10 protein-coding genes are annotated in these 17,210 nt (G+C 55.6%); 4 read left to right on the top strand and 6 right to left on the bottom strand.

Going from position 1 to position 17,210, the window contains the following annotated elements:
• Positions 1-335: 335 nt before the first annotated feature.
• From ACGS9J_RS14815 to guaB, 4 genes are all read right to left on the bottom strand, one after another.
• On the bottom strand, positions 336-4,433 hold the full coding sequence (locus ACGS9J_RS14815) for a HigA family addiction module antitoxin (RefSeq protein WP_442231628.1): 4,098 nt from the start codon (positions 4,431-4,433) through the stop codon (positions 336-338).
• 155 nt (positions 4,434-4,588) lie between these two features.
• Entirely contained in the window at positions 4,589-5,611 is a 1,023-nt protein-coding gene (locus ACGS9J_RS14810) for a PIN domain-containing protein (RefSeq protein WP_442231627.1), read from the bottom strand.
• A 305-nt stretch (positions 5,612-5,916) separates the two neighbouring features.
• Positions 5,917-7,494, bottom strand: coding sequence for a glutamine-hydrolyzing GMP synthase (gene guaA / locus ACGS9J_RS14805; protein ID WP_442231626.1), 1,578 nt, complete (start codon positions 7,492-7,494; stop codon positions 5,917-5,919).
• A 101-nt stretch (positions 7,495-7,595) separates the two neighbouring features.
• Entirely contained in the window at positions 7,596-9,059 is a 1,464-nt protein-coding gene (gene guaB, locus ACGS9J_RS14800; protein WP_442231625.1) for an IMP dehydrogenase, read from the bottom strand.
• 170 nt (positions 9,060-9,229) lie between these two features.
• Here guaB and xseA point away from each other — a divergent pair, with 170 nt between their 5' ends.
• The gene (gene xseA, locus ACGS9J_RS14795; protein WP_442231624.1) at positions 9,230-10,606 is read left to right on the top strand and encodes an exodeoxyribonuclease VII large subunit; all 1,377 of its coding nucleotides are present in this window, start codon (positions 9,230-9,232) and stop codon (positions 10,604-10,606) included.
• A gap of 6 nt (positions 10,607-10,612) precedes the next feature.
• Here the strand turns inward: xseA and ACGS9J_RS14790 are convergent, their stop codons facing one another.
• Together ACGS9J_RS14790 and ACGS9J_RS14785 are read right to left on the bottom strand one after the other, a co-directional pair.
• Positions 10,613-12,979 (bottom strand): TIM-barrel domain-containing protein, encoded by a 2,367-nt coding sequence (locus ACGS9J_RS14790; RefSeq protein ID WP_442231623.1) that lies wholly within the window; start codon positions 12,977-12,979, stop codon positions 10,613-10,615.
• Positions 12,980-12,990: 11 nt separating this feature from the next.
• Positions 12,991-14,298 (bottom strand): MFS transporter, encoded by a 1,308-nt coding sequence (locus tag ACGS9J_RS14785; RefSeq protein WP_442231622.1) that lies wholly within the window; start codon positions 14,296-14,298, stop codon positions 12,991-12,993.
• A gap of 364 nt (positions 14,299-14,662) precedes the next feature.
• Between ACGS9J_RS14785 and ACGS9J_RS14780 the strand changes: the two genes are divergently transcribed.
• From ACGS9J_RS14780 to ACGS9J_RS14770, 3 genes are all read left to right on the top strand, one after another.
• A complete protein-coding gene (locus ACGS9J_RS14780) occupies positions 14,663-15,745 on the top strand; it encodes a LacI family DNA-binding transcriptional regulator (RefSeq protein WP_442231621.1) in 1,083 nt (360 codons plus the stop codon).
• 84 nt (positions 15,746-15,829) lie between these two features.
• Complete coding sequence (locus tag ACGS9J_RS14775) at positions 15,830-16,855, top strand: M4 family metallopeptidase (RefSeq protein ID WP_442231620.1); 1,026 nt, start codon at positions 15,830-15,832, stop codon at positions 16,853-16,855.
• Positions 16,855-17,196 carry a protealysin inhibitor emfourin gene (locus ACGS9J_RS14770; RefSeq protein WP_442231619.1) on the top strand — a complete coding sequence of 114 codons (342 nt, stop codon included), beginning with the start codon at positions 16,855-16,857 and terminating at the stop codon, positions 17,194-17,196. The genes ACGS9J_RS14775 and ACGS9J_RS14770 overlap by 1 nt, the downstream gene beginning before the upstream one ends.
• Positions 17,197-17,210: the final 14 nt, after the last annotated feature.

Raw genomic sequence — 17,210 nt, 5'->3', positions numbered from 1 at the left:
CAATGCCACCTATAAAACAGATATGGATTAGACTCGAACCAAGCAGTGCTGCTTCGTTACAACCGCTACTTATTTAGATACAACCTAAATCACCAAGGGCTTAACAGGCACCTCAATATCATTTTTAAGCTGTTAAACAGCCCAAGAATGTCGTCTGAAATGTTATAGATGCCTACAGGGCGTCGGCACCATCCAAGCTCAGGCGCGGAGTTTCGAGTTAAGATTCCTACTCCATTATTAGTAATAACGTCATTTTTATTTGATATAAATAATTGGAAAATACCCAACATCATAGCAAATGCTATGAAACGCAGATGTTTGCAACATTCTCTCATTTAATGCCTTAATCGACGTCGTATCCCAGCTTCGGTATCTTGTTGTTCGGCTTCCCTTTCATACGTATTGACCATTGACATCAGCAACGATGACGAAACAAAAGGATGCGTGAATTGCAAGGCTTCGGCCCAAGCGCGATACTTGTCTGCAAGCTCTCGCTCTTGACCACCACCTTCCCCACGCCAATGGGCACCGCGCGCGTTGTACAACCCGGTATGTGCCCCGCTGCTGATATCCTCAGACCGCAAGTCCTCCATCACATCGCGAACGGCTTCGTTCGGCCACACGCCATCCTCGCCAGCCGGTGCGTTAGAAAATAGCTTTCCAATGCACACATCCGCAATCTCCGCGCGGTCGAGTTCAGCACAAGACCGCCTTATCGTTGCAACCCATTCCGAGAGCTTTTCATGCTGTTCCTCTTTAGTTGCCTTGTCTTGACCAGGGATACGCTCAATGGCTTCAAGGAGGCGGTACCCGCGCTGTGCCAAATGCTCGCGACCTTCGGTAACGCGATACTCGGCGGGGTCTTCGCCATGGTCTTTGCGCTTATAGGCCCACACTGCAGCCTGCACGAACAGCTCAGGATGTTCCTCAATGTAGCGCTCAAGGTTAGGAATCTGCTGCTGGTCTTCCCCTCGGAAAGAGCGAGCCAAAACCTCTAAATATGCGAACTCCAGTCCAGCTTTTTCCTCTAGTGTGAGGTCCGCGTTGCGATTGATAAGCTGGAAGGCACGCTGCACATCGTAGTCGTGCAGCTGGTACTCTCCAGCTTTATCCTTACTATTTTTCGCCATGGCAGATAGCGTCTTCACAAGGAGGGGCGGGTGTATTTCTTCTAGCTTGAAATGCATTGATGCGAAGGCTGCCCTAGGACGTTCGACTTCAAGCAGGCGGCGAACGCTCTCGTTGTTTTCCTCAGGTGAGTCAAAAACATATTGCGGAACCACTTCAACCCAGTACCGATTGCGAGCTTCAGCCGAAAGTTGATCCACAAGCTCCCAGGTAGAAGCCCGGTAAGGCGAAAGGAGCAAGAGATGGAGCGCTTCCTCTTCGGCAACTTTGTCCCGCAGGCTCGCATATATGGCCTTTCTCCTGCCCTCGTCCAACGTCCAGAGCGCCCCGGCGACAATACCGTCACGAATCGAATCTTTTTCTGCCGGACATAGGCTTTGCAAGATCAAATCTTCAATCTGCTCGTCGGTAAGTATGCCTGACACTAGGTGAGCGCCGATTTGGCGTTGAGACTTTCCTTTTTCAGAAAGCGCGAGAATGCCCGGTATACCTCGTTCTTGCGCAATGTATGTCAGGGCTTCAACGCGGAGCTTTTCTATGCGTTGCTCACGAGCTCGGAAGTCCATCTCGTCTCCTGTGAGTTCGTCCACCGACTCCTCAACCCATCCCTGCCGAAATAGCCACGCATACTTGTTCACAATGTCCTTGGGCTGCAGCTTGGAATAGACCTCCTTGGCTTTTTCCGTCAGGCTCGCTTGCCCCTCCTCATTGACCTTTTTACGCCCCCGGCGAGAGAGGACAGTCACACGAATTTTCTCGCGTATCTTCGCAACCTCCTCGTCAAGAGCGCCCGCGTTGAGCCACTCCTCGATGATCTCCCATACGCGCACCTGGTCCTCCGACGCGAGTGCATGTAGCCTTGACACAAGGTCACATAACATCTCGACCGTATAGGACGGCCTGCTTAGCGCGACTTTCACCATCTCTCTGACGAATGCATGGATCGGTCCCCATGTTTTGAAGGGCTCCCCGAACCCGTACCCGTCCGGACGCCACTTCGGCTTATGACTATAGCCGCCGACGCGGCTCCCGTAATCACCGAACTGCTGGAGACAAACCCTCCACCCGACCGTCGGATGCTTATCCAAAAGCATACTGACCGCCTTCAGGCGCATCTCGTGATTTGCAGCCGTCTGCGGCATCCATGAACGAAGTATGGAACCAAGCGATTCAATAGGCTTATTTGCCCAGTTATCGTTAATCTCAACCTCAGAAAGCTGCCCCAGAATCTTTACTACCCGCGGAAAGGTAGTCGGATTCCAAGCAAGTCCTTCTAGCGCCCAAAGCAGTCCAGTGCGCGGACATGAACCAAAAAGCCCCGTATCGACAGGTCTCAGCAAGCCCATGACTTCGGACTTTTCTGCTCGCAGATCACGCTCAATGATATCAAGGAACTCGGCAGGAGCCGCTTCTGCATAAAGTGGAAGGTCACGCCCGTTAGCTTCTAACTTTCTAGTCGTTACAGGCACAAGAAGATCACGCACGATTTTCGCAGCTTCAAGTTCCCCATCAAAGCCAAGGTGCTTCCCGAAGAGATTCTTGCCATACACTGCCAGCAAAACCAAAGTCTCGGAAATGCCTTCTCGCACTGCCCCGGAGAACTCTCGTCTTTTGCCATGCATGGCCGCCGCCCAACGCTCTTCCTCAGGCAAGTCGAGGGCAGGATCATCTTCACCCAGTACAGTCCGCGCAACGTCAAGAAAGCGGTCAAGGTCGGCCCTGGAAACCGTACCGGCAATTGCGAAGAGGGAGTCGATTTTCGAAATCAACCCCCGGTACCCACCAATTGACCAAACTGGAGAGTCGTTGAGCCGCAACAAATCAAGAATGCGCTTTTCCAGTACTTCAAAAGGAGCCTCAGCCAGATGGGACAGGATAGTTCGATCCGCCTTGTTCTGGGTGTCCCATGCGCCGATAAGCACGAGCGGAACAAGCCCCGATGCGATTTTTGGGTCTTCAGCCCAAGCAGGTGTATGGATTGCCGGTATATTCGAGAGTTGACGTCGAAGAACCGTCAACGAACGCCCGGAGGCGTTAGTTAGTTTCGCTATGTCATCGCGCGATTTGCCCATCGTTTCCAGAGCTTTAGTGAATGGCTCGAACCCAAGTGGCTCCAACACGACATGAGGCTCCACGCTAGTAGCATTGCGGGGATAAACAACAATGGTTCGTAGCGATGAGCTGTAGGGCCCAAGCTCACGTTCCACTTCCCGTGTATGGGCTACTGCAATGAAATCGGTAGTGCCTTGGGCGAGTTTCGGCAGTACTCCTGCCTTGTCAAACACCAACACCCGATCCCTATACTGTTCAAGCTCGGGGGTTGCCAGGACCTGACTTAAAAACGCAAGCACCTCTTCAACGGAGTCAGCCGCTATTACTAAGGGGTTCGCATCGTCTTTCGCTAGGAAGGATTTGATCCTGTCGTTCCACACCTCGTTCGCAGTAGCAAAAAGAGAAGGATGAAGCGCGGGGGCCGCTACGTTTGCCCAATCGCTCCAGCAACGCTCCAGCGTTCTGACACCATTAGAGGGACGATCCGTCTGGTTCGCAAACCAGGTCTGGGCCGCGAGTGATTGCTCCATCCACTGCTCAAGATCACTGGCGTCATATGCACGAATGTCTTTCCAGAGCTTCTTGCCCTTCATTTCCGCGACCCAGGCAACCTTACCCGGCCACCGCCTTGGAGTGACAAAGACAAACGTAATATTTGCCCTTTCAGCGCTCTTGAGCGCTCGGACGCTTTTTGCAAAATCCCCGTCTGCCTTGGCTTTAATGTCCGCTGTGACACCGAACTCCCACCCAGAAACACCAGAGGGTATCCAAGGTGTGCCGGAACTGGCCTCAATGAAGCCGTCCCAGCCAGCACGTTCAGCATCGTCGTTACCGGGGAAGTCCACTTTCTGAAGATCGCGTCCTGTTGAGTGAATGAGCGTTCTCAGGAGTACCGAGAGCTTAGTGCGTGCAAGAATTGTCGTTGTGAACCAATTTACGAAATCGTTGGCCTGGACATTAAGAAAAGGAGGCACGTAAGTGCGCGCCTTTTGAGCTGCACCTGCCGTTTTATCAGCTTGCGCGTCATATGCTGTCTGCATATCGAGAATGGCCTTGGCGGAAATACCGAAAGCACGCTCAAGACGTGCAGCCATATCGGGCGTTGTAGATACCTTCCCATTGAGAAAATTCGAAACGCTCGGGCGGCTAACACCGATCAACTTCGCCACCTCAGTAACCGTGAGCCCGCGAGGATCAAGAACATTTTTACGAACATAGGAACCCGGATGAAGGGGGACGGAGTCATCAGTCACGGTTGCTGCCTCGATGTAAAGTGTAAGGTTACACCTTACATCGAAGGGTGTTCATTGCAATATCTTTATGCAGCCTTTTCCGCAATAATCCTCCAAGATAGCGGCTCGCCAGCGCAGTTTTTGCTCATTCGATGAGCAAGCAATGTCATCTTTACTTACGTGTCGAGCATGTCCCACTCATCACCCAAGACCCATCGCAGGGCAGGGCAGGGCAGGGCAGAGAGCTTCCCATTGAGCATCCCCCATTCAAAGTCGCTCCAAGGCCCAGTATCTTCATATTTATCCCTGGCCCGTTGAGCTGCAATTTTTGCTTGGTCGAGGATATCTTCGTGAATCACATCATTGCCGTGGCGTTTTGTGCCAGCGGGGACTACCTCTATATCACCATTACCTAGGTGATACATCATGTTCATATGGCGGTTGTACCAAACTTTATCGAAGAGCTCGTCCATCGCAGACATGATTTCCTGAAGCCCACGAGTTTCGTCCTCCCAAGCAAAGCTATTCTCATAGTGAAATTCTTCAAGATCGAGCAGATCCTCGATGGCAGAGCTTGTGGCGTTAAAGAATAAAGAGCTGTTGCCGTCAAAAATATCTGCGAAATCGTCGTGTGGCTGCCTGTGGTCTTTGCCGGAAAAATCCGTCACATTGTGAGTGACAAATCTAAAGGTTTCGTACTCACTTATGTGCGACAGCCGAAACTCTTGGAAAGTCTCTGCTAACATTGCATCAGCCACACTATTCTTCTGCTTATGGAACGGTGCCTTCTTAGCGATAGCCCGCTCTGCCGCTCTGATTTTTGCGGCATCAGAGATTATAACTTCGTGGGCCATGTCAAAAAGTTTGGTAACACGATTTACTGTATTTTGATTAACTTCGGAAAGAATAGGCAATCTGTGATTAACATCATCTAAGGTCCTGAGCGCAGTATCTTTACCTTCACCGCCAAAAGACTCAACTACCCCTTTAATTACTCGAAATTCACTGGAAAGTCGTTTGCGCGTAGCCTCAATCACCCTATCTTTATTTCGTTCGTACTCGGCACGTATCAGATCGGGCAGTAGTATTTTGATACTCCCATCCTCTACCAGATGTTCGATGGCAGCAAGCATTGGCAATTCAGCTTTTTTAGAGGAAATATCAAGCCAAACACATGGATCGAGCATTATTAGATGCATTGAAGCTCCCAGAAGTTATGAAAGTCAAAGACCTATATCCTATAAGATCGTTACCTGATTGGATTTGACCCTATATATCCAGACGTTTTTGCTCTCTTACGGTTGCGATAACTTCCTGCGTATATATTCCCGTGGTGAGCGATAGTCGTCGTCCCCGGGCAACAAGGGCGCATACGCAATCAACCGTGCTTCCCGTTGCTAACAGCTGCCAGAAAGTGCCAGACATATAAACAAAAAAACCCGCAGTTACGCGGGCTTAGAGGTACTTTACTGCTTTTATGTGCAGGCTGTTGCCAGACGCGAAATCACTCCCACTCAATGGTAGCCGGTGGCTTACCGCTGATGTCATAAACCACACGGGAAATGCCGTTCACTTCGTTGATGATGCGGTTGGACACGCGGCCGAGGAAATCGTACGGCAGGTGTGCCCAATGTGCGGTCATAAAGTCGATGGTTTCCACTGCGCGCAGTGAAACAACCCAGTCGTATTTACGGCCATCGCCCATCACGCCAACCGAGCGTACCGGCAGGAACACGGTGAATGCCTGGCTGACCTTGTTGTACAAATCGGCTTTGTGCAGCTCTTCGATGAAGATAGCGTCGGCACGGCGCAGCAGGTCGCAGTACTCTTTCTTCACTTCGCCCAGCACGCGCACACCCAGGCCTGGGCCCGGGAACGGGTGACGATAAAGCATGTCGTACGGCAGGCCCAGCTCCAGACCGATTTTGCGCACTTCGTCTTTGAACAGCTCTTTCAGCGGCTCGACCAGGCCCAGCTTCATCTCTTTCGGCAGGCCACCCACGTTGTGGTGCGATTTGATCACGTGTGCTTTGCCGGTGGCGGAAGCCGCGGATTCGATCACGTCCGGGTAGATGGTGCCTTGCGCCAGCCATTTCACGTCAGATTGCTTGCAGGCTTCTTCGTCGAACAGTTCAACGAACACGCGGCCAATGATCTTGCGCTTGGCCTCCGGCTCGTCAACGCCGGCCAGCGCGCTCAGGAAGCGATCTTCTGCCGCCACGTGAACGATGTTCAGACCGAAGTGGTCGCCAAACATTTCCAGCACCTGGTCGGCTTCGTTCAGGCGCAGCAGGCCGTTGTCGACGAACACGCAGGTCAGGCGTTTGCCGATGGCGCGGTGCAGCAGCATGGCGGTCACGGAAGAGTCAACGCCGCCGGACAGGCCGAGGATCACGTGATCTTCGCCAACCTGCTCGCGAATACGCTCAACCGCATCTTCGATGATGGTCGCCGGGGTCCACAGGGCTTCACACTGGCAGATATCCAGCACGAAACGCTCCAGCATGCGCTGGCCCTGACGGGTGTGGGTCACTTCCGGGTGGAACTGCACGCCGTAGAAGCGTTTTTCTTCGTTAGCCATAATGGCAAACGGACAGGTATCGGTGCTGGCAACGGTCACGAAGTCAGACGGGATGGCGGTCACTTTGTCGCCGTGGCTCATCCACACGTCCAGCAGCGGTTTGCCGGCTGGGCTCAGGGCGTCTTCGATGCCACGAACCAGTGCGCTGTCGGTGGTGATTTCCACCTGCGCATAACCGAACTCACGCTCGTTGGAGCCTTGCACATGGCCACCCAACTGCATTGCCATGGTCTGCATGCCGTAGCAGACGCCCAGCACAGGGACACCGGCGGTGAACACGTATTCTGGCGCGCGTGGGCTGTTGGTTTCGGTAGTGCTTTCCGGGCCGCCGGACAGGATGATGCCGCTTGGATTGAATTCGCGGATTTGCTCTTCGCTAACGTCCCAGGCCCACAGCTCGCAGTAAACGCCGATTTCGCGCACGCGGCGTGCTACCAGTTGAGTGTATTGCGAACCAAAGTCCAGGATCAGGATGCGATGCTTATGGATATTTTTTGTCATGTGAGGCGAATTCCAGCAACAGAGAAAAAGAGCGAAAAATAGTGTTTTCGGGGTGAGGCGTCAGCCCCACCCCGGCCTCTCCCACAGGAGAGGATAAAGCATTAACCCATGCGGTAGTTCGGTGACTCTTTGGTGATGGTCACGTCGTGCACGTGGCTTTCCTGAATACCGGCGCCGCTGATGCGTACAAATTCAGCCTTGGTACGCAGATCGTCGATGGTGGCGCAACCGGTCAGGCCCATGCAAGAACGCAGGCCGCCCATTTGCTGGTGCACGATCGCTTTCAGCATGCCTTTGTAAGCCACGCGGCCTTCGATACCTTCCGGCACCAGTTTGTCGGCGGCGTTATCGGTCTGGAAGTAACGGTCGGAAGAGCCTTTGGACATCGCGCCCAGTGAGCCCATACCACGATAAGATTTGAACGAACGGCCCTGATACAGCTCGATTTCGCCCGGTGATTCTTCAGTACCCGCCAGCATGGAGCCGACCATCACGCAGGATGCGCCGGCCGCGATGGCTTTGGCGATATCACCGGAGAAACGGATGCCGCCGTCGGCGATAACCGGGATGCCGGTACCTTCCAGCGCTTCAACCGCGTCAGCGATAGCCGTGATCTGCGGTACGCCCACGCCGGTCACGATACGGGTGGTACAGATGGAGCCAGGACCGATACCCACTTTGACCGCGCTAACGCCGGCATCAGCCAACGCTTTGGCACCGGCTGCGGTAGCAACGTTGCCGCCCACGATCTGCAGGTCAGGATATTTGGCGCGAGTTTCGCGAATGCGCTGCAATACACCTTCGGAATGGCCGTGAGAGGAGTCAATCAGCAGGACGTCAACGCCGGCAGCGACCAGCGCATCAACGCGCTCTTCGTTACCTGCGCCTGCGCCAACCGCAGCACCGACACGCAGACGGCCATGTTCGTCTTTACAGGCGTTAGGCTTGCGTTCCGCTTTCTGGAAGTCTTTTACGGTGATCATGCCCAGCAGATGGAAGTTGTCGTCCACCACCAGCGCTTTCTCAACGCGTTTTTCGTGCATTTTCTGCAGCACGACTTCACGCGCTTCACCTTCTTTCACCGTGACCAGGCGCTCTTTCGGCGTCATCACGGCGGTAACCGGCTGGTTCAAATCGGTGACGAAGCGGACGTCACGGCCGGTGATGATACCGACCAGTTCATTTTCTTCGGTCACTACCGGGTAGCCGGCAAAGCCGTTACGCGCGGTCAGTTCTTTCACTTCTTTCAGGGTGGTGGTCGGTGTTACGGCCTGTGGGTCAGTGACCACGCCGCTTTCATGTTTTTTCACGCGGCGGACTTCTTCAGCCTGACGCTCGATGGACATGTTTTTGTGGATGAAGCCTAAACCGCCTTCCTGCGCCAGCGCGATAGCCAGATTGGCTTCGGTAACGGTATCCATGGCTGCGGACAGCATAGGGATGTTCAGGTGGATGGTTTTGGTCAATTGGGTGCCGAGCTCAGCGGTATTAGGCAGAACCGTAGAGTGAGCTGGAACCAGGAGAACGTCGTCGAATGTCAGTGCTTCTTTTGCGATGCGTAGCATGGGCAATATCTCACCAGAGTGGGCTGTGAAAAAGATAAAATATTGCCGCGGCATTATACAGAGCGTAATCGGTTGCCTCCAGCACTTTCTCACAAAAACTCTTGATTACCTTTTTCAGCCATGTAGTATCGACCAATTAAGTGCTTGTTTTGAAATTTGATCTGGGTCACATGTCGCTACCTGTTTCGCCTTCCATTTTTACCGTAAGCCGCCTGAATCAGACGGTTCGACAACTGCTGGAAATGGAAATGGGCCAGATTTGGCTCTCCGCCGAGATCTCCAACTTCTCCCAGCCGTCTTCCGGCCACTGGTATTTCACGCTGAAAGACGACCGCGCGCAGGTGCGTTGCGCGATGTTCCGCAACAGCAACCGCCGCACCACTTTCCGTCCGCAGAATGGCCAACAGGTGCTGGTTCGCGCCAGCATTACGCTGTATGAGCCGCGCGGCGACTACCAACTGATTGCCGAAAGCATGCAACCGGCCGGTGATGGCCTGCTGCAACAACAGTTCGACCAGTTGAAACAGCGTCTGAGCGCCGAAGGCCTGTTCGACCAACAGTTCAAACAACCGCTGCCCAGCCCGGCCAAACGCGTCGGGGTGATCACCTCCGCCAGCGGCGCAGCCTTGCACGACGTGCTGCAGGTGCTGCAACGGCGTGACCCTTCCCTGCCCATCGTTATCTACCCCACGTCGGTGCAGGGCGCAGAAGCGCCACTGCAGATTGTACGCGCCATCGAAACGGCCAACCGTCGTGACGAGTGTGACGTGCTGATCGTCGGCCGTGGCGGGGGCTCGCTGGAAGACCTGTGGAGCTTTAACGACGAACGCGTGGCGCGGGCGATCTTCGCCAGCCGCATTCCGATCGTCAGCGCCGTCGGCCATGAAACCGACGTCACCATTGCCGATTTTGTCGCCGACCTGCGCGCGCCAACCCCTTCGGCCGCTGCCGAACTGGTCAGCCGCAATCAGTTGGAGCTGCTGCGTCAGTTGCAATCGCAGCAGCAGCGAATGGAAATGGCGATGGACTACTATCTGGCGCAGCGCCAGCAACAGTTCACCCGCATCAACCACCGTTTACAGCAGCAGCATCCGCACCTGCGTCTGGCACGCCAACAAACGCTGTTGTTCAAACTGCAACGCCGGTTGGAAGACGGCATGCAGAACCAATTGCGCCTCGCCTCGCGTCGTAGCGAGCGGGCGCAACAGCGTCTGGCACAGATGCAGCCACAGGCGCGCATTCACCGTTACCAGCAACGCGTGCAGCAACAGGAATACCGTTTGCAGCAGGCGTTGGATCGCCAGCTCAATGCCTGGCGTCAGCGTTTTGGCGTGGCCTGCAGTCAGCTAGAAGCGGTTAGCCCCCTGGCGACGCTGGCGCGCGGTTACAGCGTGACGCAAACCCCGCGCGGCGAACTGCTGAAAACCACCAAGCAGGCTCAGGTTGGCGAACTGCTGAAAACCCGTCTGCAGGATGGCTGGGTGGAAAGCGAGGTGAAAACCATCACCGTCGCCAAGAAGCCGCGCAAAAAACGCGCGGCCGAATAATCCCGCTTACTCCAGGGTAAAACTGCTGCCCGGCACGCCGTTGATCCACAGCTCTCGTACCTCTCCGGCAGGCAAACTTAAGCTTAAGGTCTGCCATGCCGGTTTGAACCGGCCTTCGGTAGTGATGTTCAGCATGACGCGTTGATTGTCGCTGAGCATCTCCCAGCGCAGCCACAGCGCGTCGCCCTGCTGCCAGCCATAACTTTCCCCATCATCTTCGAATAACAGCCCAGAAGCGCTGCCACAGCCTTTTAGCGGGTACAGTTTTAGCTCGCGTCGATCGTCCGCCGCCACGTCAACGTGCGCCAATCTGGACGACAGCGGTAATGCGGCTCCGGCACGCACCAACAGCGGCAAGCGCTCCAGCGGTGCCTCCAGCACGACACTCTGGCCGCCGCTAAACCACTGACCGCTGTAAAAACAGTACCAACCGTCGCCGTTATCCGGCAGATACACCGGCCGCTGACGCTGCCCCTGCTCCACTACGCTGGCCACCAGCAGATCGCGGCCAATCATAAAATCATCGGTTTCATTCAGCGTGCGCTCATCATGCTCATGATCGAGGAAGGTCGGTCGCAGCATCGGCTCGTCGTCGGCGCTGGCCTGCCACAGCAGGGTGTAGAAATAGGGCATCAGCCGGTAGCGCAGGTTAATCGCCTCGCGTACCGCCGGGGTGGCGGCCGGGTACATCCAGGGTTCGTTAACCGTGGCGTCGTCGTTCCAGGAATGAATGGTGAAACGCGGATGCATCACACCGTTTTGCACCCAGCGAACCAGGAGTTCGGCGTCCGGCTTGTCGCCGGAGAAACCGCCGACATCGTGCCCCAGGTTATACAACCCAGACAGGCTCATGCCCAACCCCATGCGGATGTTGTAGCGCAGGGTCTGCCAACTGGTGCGGTTGTCGCCGCTCCAGGTCTGTACATAACGCTGCATACCGGCACACCCGGAGCGTGAAATCAGATAGGGCCGTAGCTCGGGAGCAAACCGCTGCTGGGCCTCCATCGAGGCGCGCATCATCAATAACGGCATTACCGGGCGGATATGCTTGATGGCTATCGGCCGGCCAAAGCCGTGACAACGCGCCTCGCCGTCCCACACTTCGTATTCGTTATTGTCATTCCAGGTGGAATCGATGCCCATCTCCAGCAGTTGCTGCGTCACGCCCTGCTGCCACCAGTGCACCGCCGTCGGGTTGGTGAAGTCGAGGTGCGAACCTTCGTCGTCCCAAAAGCTGGAGCGCTCCGGTCGGTCGCTTTCAGAATCGCGAATAAACAGCCCCTGTTGCGCCACCTGCTGATACTGCGGATGATCCTGCAACAGACAGGGCTTGATGTTGGCCGCCAGCTTCAACCCGGCGTCGTGAAACGCCTGGCTCAATTGTTTGGGCTGCGGCACCTTGTCGTAGTTCCAGTTGAATACATAGCGCTTGTTGCCGATCGAGGTGTAACCCGAAGACAGCTGGAAGGAGTCGCAGGGAATGTCATGCCGGCGACAGAGCTCAATGAACTGCTGCAGTTGCTGCTGGGCGTCTGGCGCGTCGGTGTAATGCATGGTGGAGCCGCTGTAACCCAGGCTCCATTTTGGTCCAAAGTGGGTCTTGCCAGTCAGGCGCACAAAGGTTTTGGTCACATCCAGCACCTTCGGCCCCAGGAACAGGTAATAATCCAGATCTCCCGCTTCGGCCTGATAACGGCGATAGGCCAAATGGTAGTTGTCGATCTCGTTGCCCAGATCCAGCCAGCAACTGCTCAGGTTGTCATAAAACAGCCCGAAGCTGGCTTCTTCCCCGCGGGTGATAGTGAACGGAATGTGTTTGTACAGCGGGTCGGTGCTGGCGGCGTTGTAGCCCATCGCATCCAGATTGCGCATTTCAAAACGTCGCCCACTGCGTTCCAAATCGCCGGCCTTCTCGCCCAAACCATAATAACGTTCGGTGGCATGACGGCGTTGGTAATGGGCCACGCCGTCACCGTGCGGGTTTAGCAGGTAAGCGCTGGTTGGCCGATCGGCTGCCAGCGGCCGCCATTCACCGGCCGCATTGCAGTGCTCCCATTCCAGCCACAGCGGCTGATGCACGGTAACGCGCAGCGCAGTGGTGGTCAGCACCAGCCGATCATCATGCTGCTGCAGTTGATAACCCGGCAGACTGAAACCGGCGACGCTCAGCCGGTCGCGCCCTTCCCACGGCACGTCGGTCTGTGGCGCAATGCTCCAGGTGCGATCCAGTGCCAGCTCGCCGTTGCGCTTGACCAACACGCGCAACAGATCGTTTTCCAGCACATACAGGCAGAACAGATGACGCTCGTCGACCCGCAGCTCAATGCGATCGGCGTGTTGCCCTGCCAGCGTCCAGTTTTTTAAGGTTTTCATAGGCATCCAACTTAACTATTGAGTGTTTTTTTACCGCCGCGTTCGGCGATCAAAGCAATCAGGAACAGGGCGCCGATCAGGTCGAAGAACCCCATGGCGATGAACAGCGGGTTGAAGCCGACGGTGTCGGAGACCGCACCGATCAGCAGAGTGAACAGGAAGCTGGCGATCCAGGCGCTGGATCCGCGCATGCCGTTGACGGTCGCCATCTGGTTTTTATCGAATGACTCCACCACCAGCGCGCTGAGCATGCAGGAGATCACCTGATGGCCAAAACCGCCGATCGAGATCAGGGCGATCGCCACGTAGGGATCTTTGGTGATCGCCACAAACGCCAGCGAGACCATCATGAAGGCGCCGGTGACCGAACTGGCGACCACCGAGTTAACCCGGCTGCAACCGAACCACTTGCGGTACAGGGTGGTGAGATAACCGCTGGCGACGCTGCCGATATCCGCCGCCAAAAACGGCAGCCAGGCGAACATGGCGATGTGTTTTAAATCCATGCCACGCTCGGTGGCCAGGTACAACGGTACCCAGAAACTGAACACCGCCCAGGCAGGTTCGGCGAGAAAGGCCGGAATGGCGATGCCATAGAACTTTTTGTTGCGGCACAAAATCGCCAGGGACTTGAGGAACGGCAATCTGGGCAGCTCCGGCTCGTTATCTTCGCGGATCAGATCCAATTCCTGCTGGCTCAGATTGGGGTGCTGCTGCGGCGAGTGATAAAACAGCCACCACAGCACCACCCAGATCAGCGCCAGCGCGCCGGAGAACAAAAAAGCGCCCTGCCAGCCGAAGGAAACATGGGCAATCACGATGATCGGCGGCGCCAGCATGGCGCCAATAGAGAAACCGACGCCCGCCCAACCGGCGGCGATCGGTCGTTCCTTTTTCGGGAACCAGTCGGAAATCGCCTTGGCGTTGGCCGGCGTGGCCGCCGCTTCCGCTCCGCCCATAAAGAACCGCAGGATCGCCAGTTGAACCCAGCTCCCTGCCCCGGCATGCAGCATGCAAACCACCGCCCAAATGCTGGCGCAGATTAAAAAGCCCATCTTCAGGCCGATCACGTCAATCAGCCACCCGCAGATCGGCTGAAACACCGTATAAGCCAACTGGAATGACGCTACCACCCAGGAGTACTGCTCGGTGGTCATGTTCAGGCTGGTTTTCAGCTCCGGAGCCAGAATGCCCAGCGAGTTACGGGTGATGTAGTTGACCGTCACGCCGAGTAAAAACAGCGCCAGCATCCACCAGCGCAGCGATTTGAATTTGCGCCGGCCGCTGTCGGTGACCCTTTGATTAATTTCAACACTCATCTGTCTTCTCTCCACGACGGCTGTCTGGTGAAACAGCACGCCTTTGGTAGGGTACGTTTTGGTATCGAAGGTATGGGGCGTGGGAAATGGCTTTACGCCTGATATTCAATGGCGCACGCAGTTCACAACCACATGATTTATTTTCGTTTTATTTATAATTCAGCCCGTTAATTGGACTGATAAATCTATAAAGTTGGTATACCAATTCAGACTACCCAGCCGGAAGCGTGAGCGAAACGTGGTTTTTTGCAAAAATTCTCATACATAGAATAAAAGCTGGCCATAATGGCGGCAGAAGCCTGACAGTACGCTGAAAAAACACCGTGAAAATATTTTCATCACCAAATTTGAAGGAGATCACAGAATGAACGGAAAGCTGAAAATACAGGAAATTGCCCGGCAAACCGGGCTGTCGATCAGCACCGTTTCACGCGTTTTAGCGGGTAAATCCAACACCAGTGTCGAAGCGCGCCAAAAGGTGTTGGCCTGCGCCCAACAGAACGGCATTCTGCAGGGTATCTCCAGCGGCCGGTTGATGCTCAATAACGTGATGGTCTTCGCGCCACAGCGCGCTTTCGACGTGCGCACCGATATCTTTTACTACAAGGTGATCCAGGGGATCGCCGCGGCGTTGGCCGAGCATGAAGTACGCATTCGCTATTGCGGGTTGGAAGAGTTGCACAGCGACGGTGCGCTGTTTCTGGAAAAGATGAGCGATCCGCAAACCCAGGCGGCACTGATTATCGGCATCGATGACGAACACATTCATCAATTGGCCGCCGATCTGAACAAACCCTGCGTGCTGGTTAACTGTTCCGACCGCCAGATGCGGCTCGACAGCGTGTCGCCCGATCATCAACTGATTGGCGAGTTCTCCGCCAACTATCTGATTCAACAAGGGCACAGCCATATCCTGAACCTGCAATGCCTGCGTCGCCACACCATGGAACTGCGGCTGGCCGGGATTAAACAAGCCTACGCGCGGCACAATATCGCCTTTGACGACGGCCGCCATCTGGTGACCACTTCCGGTTTTGGCAGTGAAGAGGCCGAACAGGCGCTCACCACCTTTATCGAACGGGTGAGCCATCGCTCGCAGCTGCCAACGGCCATTCTTGCCGGCGGCGACTATATGGCGGTCGGCGCGGTCAAGGCACTGAACAAACTGCAACTGAGCGTGCCGGGCGATATTTCGGTGATGAGCACCGACGGTTTCAACCTGGCGGAAATTCACGACGTGCCGCTCACCTCGGTGCATGTGCCGCGCGACGAACTGGGTTATGAGGCGATCCAACTGCTGCAGCGCCGCCTGCTACGCGCCGATGCCCCGCCTTGTAACCTGCTGCTGCACGGCAAGCTGGCGGTACGCGCCTCGGTCAAACGCATCAGCCCCCATAAAACCAGCCCGGCGGTCAGCACTCACGATCATCGTCTTTACGATGTCTGAACTACACTTAGAGGCAGAATTCTTATAGATACCCTGTAGCTTGAAAGATGACGGGTAACTTTTTTTTGCCTAAGGAGAGCCACTATGCCAACCCTGACAGCACGCTCGGTCATTCCCCCTTATATACTGCGCCGGATCATTGAACACGGTAACGCCCCGCAACGCGACTGCGCATTGCACACCCTGAACCACGTCCAGAGCCTGCTCGGCAATAAGCCTTTGCGCGCTCCCGGTGCGAAAACCGCCAGCGCCGGCAAGGTGATTCGCGATATTTACGACGCCGAAAACGGCACCCAACTGCCCGGCAAACAGGTGCGTAACGAGGGTCAGGCCAGTAACCATGACGTGGCGGTAGATGAGGCTTACGACTACCTCGGCGTAACCTACGATTTCTTCTGGCAGGCATTCAAACGCAACTCGCTGGACAACCGGGGCCTGCCGCTGACCGGCAGCGTGCATTACGGTAAGGAATACCAGAACGCCTTTTGGAACGGCCAACAAATGGTATTCGGCGACGGTGACGGCGAAATCTTTAACCGCTTTACCATCGCCATCGACGTGGTCGGCCACGAGCTGGCACACGGCGTCACCGAAAGCGAAGCCGGGTTGATTTACTTCCAGCAGGCCGGTGCGCTGAATGAGTCGCTGTCTGACGTGTTCGGTTCCCTGGTCAAACAGTTCCACCTCAAACAAACCGCGGATAAGGCCGACTGGCTGATTGGCGAGGGGTTGCTGGCGAAAGGCATCAAAGGCAAAGGTCTGCGTTCCATGTCGGCTCCCGGTACCGCTTACGACGATCCACTGCTGGGGAAAGACCCACAACCGGCCAGCATGAAAGACTACATCCAGACCAAAGAGGATAACGGCGGCGTACACCTTAACTCCGGCATCCCCAACCGCGCGTTTTATCTGGCAGCGACCGCACTGGGCGGCTTCGCCTGGGAGAAAGCCGGTTATATCTGGTACGACACGCTTTGCGACAAAGCGCTGCCGCAGGACGCGGACTTCGCCACCTTCGCCCGTACCACAGTAAAACATGCACAACAACGTTTCGACAGCGACGTGGCGGATAAGGTGCAGCAGGCCTGGCATCAGGTGGGGGTGGAATAATGAAACCCTTGCCGGCGCTCAATCAGGACACGGTCATTGAGCTGGCGCGTGAAGGCGGCTTTGCCTTTATTCCCAAACTGGCCGGCCAGCGGCGTATTGCGCTGGCCGACATTACGCCGGAACAACGACAACGCCTGAATCAACTGCTGAACCAGACGCTGCCCTACGCTCAGGAAGAGGGCCAGCCCGGTTCCCCCGGCTGTGGTGACCAGCGTTACTTCCGCGTGCAAATCAGCTATTACAGCCAAACGCTGTGCAGCGAAATCGTCCTGCTGATACCGGAAACCAGCGCTCCACAGGCGTTAGTCGACCTGTGGAAAACCGGCCAGGTGGATGAGTGAACCGAATGAAGGTT

Source organism: Serratia quinivorans (assembly GCF_052113645.1).
GTDB lineage: Bacteria > Pseudomonadota > Gammaproteobacteria > Enterobacterales > Enterobacteriaceae > Serratia > Serratia quinivorans_B.
The sequence above is the reverse complement of the archived record's forward strand: the minus strand, read 5'-3'. Positions and strand labels throughout refer to the sequence as shown.